This window comes from Aquabacterium sp. (genome assembly GCF_050725395.1).
Classification (GTDB): Bacteria; Pseudomonadota; Gammaproteobacteria; order Burkholderiales; family Burkholderiaceae_C; genus Aquabacterium.
On the sequence record NZ_JBOHHL010000024.1, the window covers coordinates 18,008 to 30,122 of the forward strand.

Sequence of the window (12,115 nt, forward strand, 5' to 3'; positions counted from 1 at the left end):
GGAGTCAGCGCGGGTTCAAACCCAGCACGGTCAGCAGGTCGAGCGGGCGCTGGGCGATGACGTCGGCGCCCCAATCCTGGATGTCCTGGCCATGGCCGATGTAGCCCCAGGCGGCGGCGGCGCTGCGTGTGCCGGCCGCTTGGGCGGCCTGGATGTCGCGCAGGTCGTCGCCCACGTAAAGGGTGGCGGCCGGGTCGGATTTGAGCTGTTCGCAGGCCGTGAGCAAGGGCAATGGGTGAGGCTTGGCGTGGGCCGTGCTGTCACCGCTGATGGTGCTCATGCTGCGTTGGTCGAGTCCCAGGCCCTGCATCACCGGGATGGTGAAGCGGTGCGGCTTGTTGGTGACCACGCCCCATTTCAGCCCGGCTTGCTCAAGCTGGTCCAGCAACTCGGCCACGCCGTCGAACAAGGCGGTGGTGTCGCTCAGGCAGTGTGTGTAGGCGTCCAGGAACGCCAGGCGCAGCGTTTCGTATTCGGCGTGACCCGGGTGGATGTCGAGGCCCACGGCGATGAGGCCCCTGGCCCCGGCCGAGGCGTGTGGGCGCAGCAGGTCCAGGGGCATGGGGGCCAGGCCGCGCTGCACCCGAAGGCGGTTGAGTGCGCCACCGAGGTCGCCAGCGGTGTCGGCCAGCGTGCCGTCCAGGTCGAAGAGCACGGCCTGGGGCTGCAGGGGCCAGTTCAAGGCCATGGCGTGGACGCTCATGCGCTGGCCGGCTTGCGGCAGGCGATCATGTAGTTGACGCTGGTGTCGCCCGACAGCCAGTAGCGGCGCGTGATCGGGTTGTATTCGAGTCCCTTCATCTGCGTGGTCGACAGGTCGGCCTCGCGGGCCCAACGCGTCAGCTCGGCCGGGCGGATGAAGCGCGCGAACTCGTGCGTGCCCTTGGGCAGCAGCTTGAGCAGGTATTCGGCGCCGACGATGGCGAACAGAAAAGCCTTGGGGTTGCGGTTGAGGGTGGAGAAGAAAATCCAGCCGCCGGGCTTGGCCATCTGCGCACAGGCGCGCACGATGGACGATGGGTCGGGCACGTGTTCCAGCATTTCCATGCAGGTGACCACGTCGAACTGGCCGGGCTGTTCGGCGGCCAGGTCTTCGGCGGCGATGCTGCGGTAGTCCAGGTTGGCCACGCCGCTTTCCATGGCGTGCAGCTGGGCGACCTTCAGGGGCCGGTCGGCCAGGTCGATGCCCAGCACATGGGCGCCGCGTCGTGCCATCGATTCGGCCAGGATGCCGCCACCGCAACCTACATCGACCACGCGCTTGCCGGCGATGTTGGCTTGCTGGTCGATCCAGTCCAGGCGCAGGGGGTTGATCTGGTGCAGGGGGCGGAACTCGCTTTCAGGGTCCCACCAGCGGTGGGCCAGGTCGCTGAATTTGGCCAGTTCTTGGGGGTCGGCGTTCGTCGTCATGGGCGTCATCCTACCGCGTGGCGCGGCGGGCAAAATGGGGCTTTTGCGAAAGGGCCGCGATGTTGACGGTTTATGGGATCCCCAATTGCGACACGGTCAAGAAGGCACGCACCTGGCTGGCCGCGCAAGGCCTTGATGTCCAGTTCCACGACTACAAGAAACAGGGGGTGCCGGCCGACCGGCTGGACGCCTGGATCAAGGCGGTGGGCTGGGAGGTGCTGGTCAACCGGCAAGGCACGACCTGGCGCAAGCTGGACGATGCGACCAAGGCCGGCGTGACCGACGCGGCCAGCGCCAAGGCCCTGATGCTGGCCCATGCCAGTGTCATCAAGCGCCCGGTGATCGAGCAGGATGGCCAGGTGAAGGTGGTGGGCTTCGACGAGAAAAAGGCCGCTGTCCTGCTGGAACAGCGGCCTTGAGCTTCTGACCCAGGCCGTCAGGCGGCCAGCAACTGCCTCAGCACAAAGGGCAGGATGCCGCCATGCTGGTAGTAGTCCACCTCGATCGGGGTGTCGATGCGCAGGGTGACGACCACCTCCTGCACGCTGCCATCCAGACGGTGGATGACAAGCTTGGCGTCGGCCTGGGGCTTGATCTCGTCTCCCAGTTGCACGTCGATGGTCTCGTTGCCCTTGAGGCCCAAGGTTTCCCAGGTGTCGGTGCCCTTGAACTGCAGGGGCAGCACGCCCATGCCCACCAGGTTGGAGCGGTGGATGCGCTCGAAACTGCGCGCCACCACGGCCTTGATGCCCAGCAACTGCGTGCCCTTGGCTGCCCAGTCGCGGCTGGAGCCCGTGCCGTACTCTTCGCCGGCCAGGATGATGGTGGGCACCTTGGCCGCCTGGTACTTCATGGCCGCGTCGTAGATGGGCAGCTTGGCGCCCTGGTCCTCGTCGTCCAACTGGTACAGGGTGTAGCCGCCTTCTTCGCGCGAGCCGTCGGCCTTGGGGGGCAGCATGAGGTTCTTGATGCGCACGTTCGCGAAAGTGCCGCGCATCATCACCTCGTGGTTGCCGCGCCGCGAGCCATAGCTGTTGAAGTCGGCCTTCTGCACGCCGTGCGCCAGCAGGTACTGGCCGGCCGGCGTGGTTTCCTTGAAGGAGCCGGCGGGCGAGATGTGGTCGGTGGTGATCGAATCACCGAACAGGGCCATGATGCGGGCGCCGCTCACGCCGGGGGCCGAGAAAACCGGCTCTTGCGTGAAGTCCTTGAAGAAGGGGGGCTCGGCGATGTAGGTGCTGTGCGGCCAAGAGTACACATTGCCCTTCACGCCCTTGATGTTGTTCCAGAGCTTGCCGGGGTCGCTCGACACCTTGTCGTAGTTCTCGCGGTAGGCCTTGCCGTTCAGCGCGTATTTGAGCAGCTTGTAGATCTCGTCGCTGCTGGGCCAGATGTCGCCCAGGTAAATGTCCTTGCCGCCCTTGCCCTGGCCCACCGGCTCGGTCATCAGGTCCTTGGTGACGTTGCCTGCGATGGCATAGGCCACGACCAGCGGCGGCGAGGCCAGGAAGTTGGCCTTGAGGTTGGGATGGATGCGGGCTTCGAAATTGCGGTTGCCCGACAGCACGGCGGCGCACACCAGGTCGTTCTTCGTGATGACCTCGTTGATCTCTGGGGTGAGGTCGCCAGCGTTGCCGATGCAGGTGGTGCAGCCGTAGGCCGCCAGGTTGAAGCCCAGCTTTTCCAGGTACGGCAGCAGACCGGCCTTCTCCAGGTACTCGGTGACGATGCGCGAACCGGGCGCGAGCGATGTCTTGACATGAGGTTTGACCTTCAAGCCCGCCTCGACCGCCTTCTTGGCCAGCAGGCCGGCCGCCAGCAGCACGCTGGGGTTCGAGGTGTTGGTGCAGGAGGTGATGGCCGCGATCAGCACGTCGCCATTGCCAATGCTGACGGCGTCGACGTTCTGGATGGGCTTGCCCTGGGCCGATTCGAGCGTGGGCCGGTTGCCCACCATTTCCATGACTTGGCGAGGTGCGCCAGCGGGCGTGGGCGTGGCTTGCGGCGCCGGTTCGCCGCCACCCAGGGTGTAGCGCTCGTTCAGCTTGTCGGCCGGCTGGTTGAAGCCGTTCTCGGCGGGGGGCTTGCTGTAAAGACTGGTGAACTGGCTTTTCACGTTGCCCAGTTCGATGCGGTCTTGCGGGCGCTTGGGGCCGGACAGCGAGGGCGTGACCGCGCCCAGGTCGAGTTTGACGACGCTGGAATAGTCGATCTCGCCCGCCTGGGGCACGCCAAAAAGCTTCTGCGCCTTGAAGTAGGCCTCGAAGGCCTCGATCTCGGCCTTGGTGCGGCCGGTGCCCTTGAAGTAGTCGATGGTCTTGTCATCGACCGGGAAGAAGCCCATGGTGGCGCCGTACTCGGGCGCCATGTTGGCGATGGTGGCCCGGTCGGGCAGGGCCAGCGTGGCGGTGCCGGCGCCAAAGAATTCGACGAACTTGCCCACGACCTTTTCCTTGCGCAGGATCTCGGTCACGGTCAGCACCAGGTCGGTGGCGGTCACGCCTTCGCGCAATTGGCCCGTCAGCTCGAAGCCCACCACATCGGGCGTCAGGAAGTACACCGGCTGGCCCAGCATGCCCGCCTCGGCCTCGATGCCGCCCACGCCCCAGCCCACCACGCCGATGCCGTTGATCATGGTGGTGTGGCTGTCGGTGCCGACCAGGGTGTCAGGGTAGGCCACGCCATCCTTGGTCTGGTGCACGCCGCGCGCCAGGTACTCCAGGTTGACCTGGTGGACGATGCCGAAGCCGGGTGGCACGACGCCAAAGGTGTCGAAGGCTTGCATGCCCCATTTCATGAATTGGTAGCGCTCCTGGTTGCGCTGGAACTCCAGCTTCATGTTCAGGTCGAGGGATTTCTTGTCGCCATAGTGGTCGATCATCACGGAGTGGTCGACCACCAGGTCCACGGGCACCAGGGGCTCGATGGACTTGGGCGGCTTGCCCAGGCTGGCCGCCACATTGCGCATCGCGGCCAGGTCGGCCAGCAGGGGCACGCCGGTAAAGTCTTGCAGCACCACCCGGGCGACCACGAAGGGGATTTCATCGGTGCGCGGGGTGACGGGTTGCCAGTTGGCGAGCTCGGCCACGTGTTCCGCGGTGACTTTCTTGCCATCGCAATTGCGCAGCACGGATTCCAGCACGATGCGGATCGACACCGGCAGGCGCGAGATGCTTGGGTATTGCTTGCTCAGTTCGGGCAGTGAAAAAAACTGCAGCGACTTGCCCGAGGCGGTCTTGAAAGTTTTGAGCGTTTTGACAAACGCATGCTTGGGAACCTTGGCCATGGGGGACTCTCCGTGCAAAACAGACGCGATGCGAAAATACCATTGTGGCAGGGCCTGCCAAGTTCTGCGCTAGGCTTGGCGCCATGGGGTTTTGTGATGTCTGGGTATGTGGGAATGAGGTGTTGCGTTCATGATGAGTGAACCGCGAGAAGCGGCGCCGGCCTTGCATCAACTGGTCGACTACGCACCCCCGCCGCACAGGGGGCTGGACATCGTCCATGCCGACGACTCTTTCCTGATCGTCAACAAGCCCAGCGGCTTGCTGAGCGTGCCGGGGCGGGGTGAGCGGTTTCATGACAGCATGGTGTCGAGGGTGATGCTTGAATTTCCACAGGCCTTGACCGTGCACCGGCTGGACATGCAAACCTCGGGCCTGCTCGTGCTGGCCCTGGGGCCACTCGCGCACCGCGAACTGAGCGAGCTGTTCCAGGCCCGGCAGGTGCACAAGCGCTACGTGGCGCAGGTGGACGGCCTGATGAGCGCGGACCAAGGCGAGGTGGCGCTGCCCTTGATCACCGACTGGCCGAACCGGCCCCGGCAGAAGGTCGACGAGGTGGGTGGCAAGCCGGCCTTCACGCGCTGGCAGGTGTTGGCGCGCGATGCCTTGCAAAGCCACACGCGGGTGGCGCTGGAGCCCGTCACGGGCCGTTCGCACCAATTGCGGGTGCACATGATGTCCATCGGGCATGCCATCCTGGGCGATCCCTTGTACGCCAGCGCCGAAGTGCGGGCCCAGGCTGGCCGCCTGCTGCTCCACGCCGCTGAATTGAAATTGCCGCACCCGAGAACCGGTGAATGGGTGCACGTCACCAGCCCGACTCCCTTCTGACATCGATTGGACCCATCCCTTGAAGACCCTGAGCATCGACCTGGACGACCTCATCATGGCCTTGTCCACGCGCTACGAGCTGGACGACCCCAGCCACTACCTGGACCTGGAGCAGGGCGAGGTCATCTACGCGGGCGAAGGGCTTGAGGGCCTGCCTGCCGACTTGGCGACGAATCCGCAACGCTACGCCTGGATCGAGGCCGTCGAGGCCGAACCGGCCTTGCACATCATGGAGGCTTTCATCGCGCAGCTGGCCGACGAGGGTGATCGTGCGTCGTTGACGGCGGCCTTCGAGGACAACGAGCCTTTCGAGGCCTTCACCGAGGCCCTGGCCGACCTGTCGCACCTGCGTGGAACCTGGTTCTCGTTCCAGCTGGCGGCGTACACCGAACTGGCGCGGCAATGGTGCCAGGACCACGGCATCGAACCTCAATGGCGGTGAGCATGAGCGACGGCACCTTTTTCTGGCATGACTATGAAACCTTCGGACGCGTGCCTCGCCGAGACCGGCCCGCGCAGTTTGCCGGCATCCGCACCGATGCACAGCTGAACGAAATCGCGCAGCCACTCATGCTGTACTGCCAGCCCGCACCCGACTACCTGCCCGACCCCGAGTCGTGCCTGCTGACTGGCATCCTGCCGCAAACTTGCCTGGCGCAAGGCGTGCCCGAGCACGAGTTCGCCCAGGCCATCGAGCGCGAGCTGGCCTGGCCCGGCACCATCGGCGTGGGCTACAACACCATCCGCTTCGACGACGAGGTGACGCGCCACCTGTTCTGGCGCAACCTGATGGACCCCTACGCCCGCGAATGGCAGAACGAATGTGGCCGTTGGGATTTGCTGGACGTGGTGCGCTGCACCTGGGCCTTGCGCCCCGAAGGCATCGAATGGCCCAAGCACGACGATGGCCGCCCATCGTTCAAACTGGAGCACCTCACCAAAGCCAACGGCCTGGCGCACGAGGCCGCGCACGATGCCTTGTCGGACGTGCGCGCCACCATCGCGCTGGCCCGCCTGATCCAGCAAAAGCAACCCCGTCTGTTCGACTTCTGCCTGAAGCTGCGCAAGAAGGACGCCGTGCTGGCCGAGATCGGCGTGGGGCGCCCCTTTCTTCACATTTCCGGCCACTATGGTGTGGAGCGGGGCGGCCTGGCCATCGTGTGGCCGCTGGCACCGCATCCGTCGAACAAGAACGAACTGATCGTGTGGGACTTGAGCGAGGACCCCACCGAGTTGTTCGGCCTCAACGCCCAGGCCATCCGCCAGCGCCTGTTCAGCAAGGCCGACGAGTTGCCGGAAGGCACCAAGCGCCTGCCGATCAAGACCATCCACATCAACAAGTCGCCGGTGGTCATCGGCAACCTCAAGACCTTGACGCCCGAGGTGATCGCCCGTTGGGGGCTGGACGTGGACCAAGCCTTGCGACACGCCGAAGTGGCGGCCCGGCAGGGTGCGTCCATGGCCGGCATCTGGCCCGATGTGTTCGTGCGGCCCGCCAGGGATCAGGCGCCGGATGTGGACGAGGACCTGTACGGTGGCTTCCTGGGCAAGGACGACCGCAACGCGCTGGACCGCCTGCGGGCCTTGAGCCCTTCGGTCCTGGCCGAGCGGCGCACGGGGTTCGAAGACGAGCGCCTCGAAGAGCTGCTCTTCCGCTACCGCGCCCGCAATTTCCCGCAGACCTTGAGCAGTTCCGAGCAAGAACGCTGGCAACAGCACCGCATGGAGCGCCTGCACGATGGCGCCGGCGGCGGTCTGTCGCTCCAAGCCTTTTTCGACCGCATCGATGTGCTCAGCGAAACGGCCGACGAGCGTGGCGAGGGCATCCTGGGTGCTCTGTACGATTACGCCGAACAGATCGCGCCATGAGCTCGGACCTGAAATACCTGCTGGGCTACCCCGAGCACGTGCTGGCGCAGGTGCGCAAGGTGATCGAGCAGGGGCAACTGGGCGATGTGATCCAGCGCAAGTATGGCAACACGCACGAGGTCCGCACTGACAAGGCCCTGTACGACTACGTGCTCGATCTGAAGGCGCGCTACATGCGCAGCTCCGACCCGATCAGCAAGGTGGCCTACGACGGCAAGCTCAAGGTCATTCAGCATGCGCTGGGCACGCACACCGCGATCTCGCGCGTGCAGGGCGGCAAGCTCAAGGCCAAGCGCGAGATCCGAGTGGCCAGCCTGTTCAAGCAGGCCCCGCCCGAGTTCCTGCGCATGATCGTGGTGCACGAGTTGGCCCACCTCAAGCAGAAGGACCACGACAAGGCCTTCTACCAGTTGTGCACCCACATGGAGCCCGGCTACCACCAGCTCGAATTCGATTTGCGCCTTTACCTCACACACCTGGACCTGAGCGGCTCCTCGCCCTAGTGCAGCCCGCCGGTCTGCCATGCGGCGATGTCCTACAAACGCACGCGCCATAGGCCGATGCAGCGCGTGCGGCCCTGGGTTTTAAAGTGAAGTCCTGGAATCACCCCAGCACACGAGGACATCCCCATGAGCACTGACACCCCCACCATTGACGCCCCGACGCAAGCCGACGCCAAGGGCAAGCGGCTGGTGCTGGATGAATCCGCCATCAACGCCGCGAAGTCGGGGTTGGACAAAGGCGCGGTCACCCCTCACGATGCCCCCTGGCGTGAGGACATCATCAAGTTGCTGAACGACGCGCTGGCCACCGAACTGGTGTGCGTGCTTCGCTACAAGCGCCACCATTTCACGGCCGAAGGTCGGGCTTCCCCCCGGATCGCCGATGAATTCCTGGTGCACGCCAACGAAGAGGCCGCCCATGCCGACCGCCTGGCCACCCGCATCTCGCAACTCGGCGGGGAGCCCAACTTCTCGCCCGACAGCCTGACCCAGCGCAGCCACGCCGAATACGACGAATCGCTGGACCTGACGGCCATGATCCGCGCCAACCTCGTGGCCGAGCGCGTGGCCATCGAGACCTACAGCCAGATGATCGACCTGATCGGCGACAAGGACGCGACCACCCGCCGCCTGCTGGAAGACATCCTCAGCGACGAGCAAGAGCACGCCGACGAACTGAAGGACTGGCTGGAAGAGTGATCTCGCCGTAGCCGAGGCTTTCCTGGGGTACAAAGGCGCACCCGTGTGCGTTTTTTGTGCCCCTGATGCCTTCTTCCCCTTCCATCCTCGTCTTGGCGGCGCACCCTGATCTGCGCCATTCGCGGGTCAACCGCGTGCTGATGCAGGCCGCCCAGAGCTTCGCGAACGCCACCGTCCGCGACCTCTATGCGCTTTACCCCGACCATGTGATCGACGTGTCCACGGAACAAGCCTTGGCCGCGAAGGCCGACTTGATCGTGTGGTTGCACCCCATCCATTGGTACAGCATGCCGCCGCTGATGAAGCTGTGGCTGGACGAAGTGCTGACGCTGGGCTGGGCTTACGGCCACGGCGGCCAGGCCTTGCGTGGCAAGGACCTGTGGCTGGTGGCCACCACCGGTGGCACCGAAGAGGCCTACAGCCCGCAAGGCTACAACCGTTATTTTTTCGACGCCTTCTTGCCGCCCTACGAACAAACGGCCACCTTGTGCGGCCTGCGCTTTTTACCGCCGCTGGTCTTGCATGGTGCGCACGCCGTGTCGCGCGAGGCTTTCGAAGCGCACGTGGCGGTTTTCCGCGACCGCCTCGGCACCTACCCGATGTGGCCTGAGATGGACGAGTTGGAGGCCTGCCCGATGTGCGAAGTGCCGCTCGATGAGCGTCCGAGCGAAGGGGCCTGAGCATGGAACACGGCAACTGGCTGCTCAGCACCCTGGTCTACCTGTCCGCCGCGGTCATCGCGGTGCCTCTGGCCAAGAAGCTGGGCCTGGGGTCCATCATCGGCTACCTGGTGGCGGGCATCGCGATCGGGCCTTTTGGCCTGCAGGTGGTGTCCGACACCGAGTCCATCTTGCACTTCGCCGAATTCGGCGTGGTGCTGATGCTTTTCCTCATCGGGCTCGAACTGGAGCCGCCGCGCCTCTGGGCCTTGCGCCGGCCCATCTTCGGGTGGGGCAGTTTGCAGCTGCTGGGTTGCGCCTTGGCCGTGGCCGCGGGGGCCATGGCCTTTGGCGTGACCTGGCAGGTCGCCCTGGTGGCTGGGCTGGGCCTGGCGCTGTCTTCCACGGCCGTGGCCCTGCAGGTGATGAACGAACGCAACATGCTGCCGACATCCGGCGGGCAGGCGGGCTTCGCCATCCTCTTGTTCCAGGATGTGGCGGCCATTCCCATCCTGGCCTTGATCCCCTTGCTGGGGGCCAAGGCCGAGGCGGCGGGCAATCCTTGGCTGGAGGCCTTTCGGGCCCTGGCGGTCATCGTGGGCATCGTGGTGGTGGGGCGCCTCTTGTTGCGCCATGCCTTGCGCTGGATCGCACGCAGCCAATCGCAAGAGATCTTCACGGCCGCTTCGCTGGCGTTGGTCGTGGGCATCGCGACTTTGATGCAGGCGGTGGGCCTGTCGATGGCACTGGGGGCTTTCCTGGGCGGCGTGCTGTTGGCTGAAAGCGAGTACAAGCGCGAGCTCGAAACCGATGTGGAGCCTTTCAAGGGCCTCTTGCTGGGCTTGTTCTTCATGGCCGTGGGCATGTCCATCGACTTTGGCGCCTTGTCCCAGCACATGGGGCTGGTGGTGGCGATCCTGTTTGGATTCCTGTCGGTCAAAGGCGTGGTGCTGTGGGGTTTGGCCAAACTGGTCAAGGTGCCGGTGAGCGAACGCCCGGTGTTCACGCTGCTGTTGGCCCAGGGCGGCGAGTTCGCCTTCGTGGTGTTCCAGCAGGCGGCGGGTGCACAGGTGTTCTCGCCCGAAGTCTCGTCATGGCTGATCGGCACCGTGGCTCTGTCCATGGTGGTCACGCCGATCTTGCTGGTGGCCATCGACCGATGGTTGCTGCCGCGCTTTGCCCGATCGGCCGCGCCTTCACCCGAGGCCTCGCTGACCCAGCGGCAGGAAGTGCCCGTCATCATTGCCGGTTTCGGTCGCTATGGCCAAGTGGTCGGCCGCCTCATGTATGCCAATGGCCTGAAGGCCACGGTGCTGGACCACGATGCCGAACAGGTCGAGGCGCTTCGGCGTTTCGGCTTCCGGGTCCACTATGGCGATGCCACGCGCCTCGACCTGCTGCGCATGGCGGGCGCGGAGTCGGCCAAGGTGCTGGTGGTGGCCATCGACGATGTCGAGCAAAGCCTGAAATTGGTGGACCTGGCCAAGGCGCATTTTCCGCAACTGGCCATCGTGGCGCGGGCGCGCAATGTCCAGCATTGGTACGCCTTGCGAGACCGAGGCGTCACGCTGATCGAGCGTGAAACCCTGGATGCCGCCTTGATGAGCGGCCGCAGTGTGCTGGAACTGATGGGCTGGCACCCGCACCATGCCCGGCAGATGGCCATGCGGTTTCGCCAGCATTCCGTGAAGCAGCTCGAACAGTTCTGGCCTCATCACCAGGATCAGAAAGCCCTGGTGGCGATGGCCAAGCAAGGCCGCCAGCAACTGGAGGAACTGTTCGCCCAGGAGCGCGAGGCGCCGCAGGGCAAACGGCCTCAAGGCTGGGGCGACGAGCCTTGACTCAGGAAGCGCATCAGGCGTTGCTCGGATGAGCTGAGGCCGGGCGCCGCGCGCCGCTGCCTTTTGCCCTTGGCGGTCAAGGCGTTGATCGACTCGTCATCGGCGGCCAGCACGCCTGGGTGCACATAGGACTTGCGGCACACCGCCACAGTGTTGCGCAGGCGGCTCGCCACCTCCTTCAGGATCTGGTTCGGCGTGAGGCGGCCGCAGGTGTTGTCACCGCCTGGCTGGCACATGAGGTCAAGGGCATGTGCGGTGGCATGCCAGGTGCGGAAGTCCTTGGCCGTGAAGTCGGCGCCACAAGCTTCGCGCAGGTAGGCGTTGACGTCACCCGAACCAATGGCGTGCAGCACGCCCTGCTCGTCTTCGTACTGGAACAAGGTTTGGCCAGGCATGGACTGGCAGCGTTGCACGATGCGGCTGACACGGGGGTCTTGCAGCTTGACCTGGTGGGGCACGCCGCTCTTGCCTTTGAATCGCAGTTTCAAGGTGTGGCCCTGCACCACCACGTGTTGATTGCGCAGGGTGGTCAGGCCAAATGAACCGTTGGTGCGTGCGTATTCCTCGTTGCCCACGCGGATCAGGGTGGTGTCCAGCAGCCGCACCACGGCCGCAAGCACCGAGGCCCTGCGCGGCTTGTCGCCCACGCGCAAGGCCAGGTCCCGCGCCACCTGCTCGCGGATGCGGGGCAAGGCGGCGCCAAACTCGGCCATGCGTTCGAACTTGTCGGTGTCCCGCGCCACGCGCCACTCGGGGTGGTACCGGTACTGCTTGCGGCCGCGCGCATCCCGGCCTGTGGCCTGGAGGTGGCCCTCGGGCAAGGGGCAAATCCAGACATCAACGTAAGCGGGCGGAATGGCCAGGCGCCGGATGCGGTCCAGCGCCTGCTGGTCTTTCAACCAGCGGCCGTCGGGGTGACGGTAGCCGAAATGGCGTCCACGGCGCACCCGGCGAATGCCGGGCATGTCGCAGCTGACGTAGACCAGACCCGAAGGCACGCACTCGGGAGACTTGTCCAT

Annotated in this window: 12 protein-coding genes; 8 read left to right on the forward strand and 4 right to left on the reverse strand. The window is 65.2% G+C overall.

The features are described from left to right. Positions 1–4: 4 nt before the first annotated feature. On the reverse strand, positions 5–703 hold the full coding sequence (locus tag ACREB4_RS14610) for an HAD-IA family hydrolase (RefSeq protein WP_431588959.1): 699 nt from the start codon (positions 701–703) through the stop codon (positions 5–7). Then, positions 700–1,410, reverse strand: coding sequence for a bifunctional 2-polyprenyl-6-hydroxyphenol methylase/3-demethylubiquinol 3-O-methyltransferase UbiG (gene ubiG, locus ACREB4_RS14615; RefSeq protein WP_431588960.1), 711 nt, complete (start codon positions 1,408–1,410; stop codon positions 700–702). Before ubiG ends, ACREB4_RS14610 begins: the two co-directional genes overlap by 4 nt. A gap of 59 nt (positions 1,411–1,469) precedes the next feature. Between ubiG and ACREB4_RS14620 the strand changes: the two genes are divergently transcribed. Beyond that, positions 1,470–1,829 (forward strand): ArsC family reductase, encoded by a 360-nt coding sequence (locus tag ACREB4_RS14620; protein WP_431588961.1) that lies wholly within the window; start codon positions 1,470–1,472, stop codon positions 1,827–1,829. Positions 1,830–1,846: 17 nt separating this feature from the next. Here ACREB4_RS14620 and ACREB4_RS14625 read toward each other — a convergent pair whose 3' ends face one another. Then, a complete protein-coding gene (locus ACREB4_RS14625; RefSeq protein ID WP_431588962.1) occupies positions 1,847–4,696 on the reverse strand; it encodes an aconitate hydratase in 2,850 nt (949 codons plus the stop codon). 130 nt (positions 4,697–4,826) lie between these two features. Between ACREB4_RS14625 and ACREB4_RS14630 the strand changes: the two genes are divergently transcribed. From ACREB4_RS14630 to kefC, 7 genes are all read left to right on the forward strand, one after another. Then, positions 4,827–5,525, forward strand: coding sequence for an RluA family pseudouridine synthase (locus ACREB4_RS14630; RefSeq protein WP_431588963.1), 699 nt, complete (start codon positions 4,827–4,829; stop codon positions 5,523–5,525). A gap of 19 nt (positions 5,526–5,544) precedes the next feature. Beyond that, positions 5,545–5,967, forward strand: a complete 423-nt coding sequence (locus ACREB4_RS14635) for a UPF0158 family protein (RefSeq protein ID WP_431588964.1) — start codon at positions 5,545–5,547, stop codon at positions 5,965–5,967. A gap of 2 nt (positions 5,968–5,969) precedes the next feature. Next, entirely contained in the window at positions 5,970–7,394 is a 1,425-nt protein-coding gene (gene sbcB / locus ACREB4_RS14640) for an exodeoxyribonuclease I (RefSeq protein ID WP_431588965.1), read from the forward strand. After that, on the forward strand, positions 7,391–7,897 hold the full coding sequence (locus ACREB4_RS14645) for a YgjP-like metallopeptidase domain-containing protein (RefSeq protein WP_431588966.1): 507 nt from the start codon (positions 7,391–7,393) through the stop codon (positions 7,895–7,897). Before sbcB ends, ACREB4_RS14645 begins: the two co-directional genes overlap by 4 nt. Before the next feature lie 126 nt (positions 7,898–8,023). After that, positions 8,024–8,596: a ferritin-like domain-containing protein gene (locus tag ACREB4_RS14650; RefSeq protein ID WP_431588967.1), complete on the forward strand. Its 573-nt coding sequence runs from the start codon at positions 8,024–8,026 to the stop codon at positions 8,594–8,596. Between the two features lie 65 nt (positions 8,597–8,661). Next, a complete protein-coding gene (locus ACREB4_RS14655) occupies positions 8,662–9,276 on the forward strand; it encodes an NAD(P)H-dependent oxidoreductase (RefSeq protein ID WP_431588968.1) in 615 nt (204 codons plus the stop codon). 2 nt (positions 9,277–9,278) lie between these two features. Beyond that, positions 9,279–11,096, forward strand: a complete 1,818-nt coding sequence (kefC, locus tag ACREB4_RS14660) for a glutathione-regulated potassium-efflux system protein KefC (protein WP_431588969.1) — start codon at positions 9,279–9,281, stop codon at positions 11,094–11,096. Here the strand turns inward: kefC and ACREB4_RS14665 are convergent. Then, the gene (locus ACREB4_RS14665) at positions 11,072–12,115 is read right to left on the reverse strand and encodes a DNA topoisomerase IB (protein ID WP_431588970.1); all 1,044 of its coding nucleotides are present in this window, start codon (positions 12,113–12,115) and stop codon (positions 11,072–11,074) included. The two genes, kefC and ACREB4_RS14665, sit on opposite strands and share 25 nt — an antisense overlap.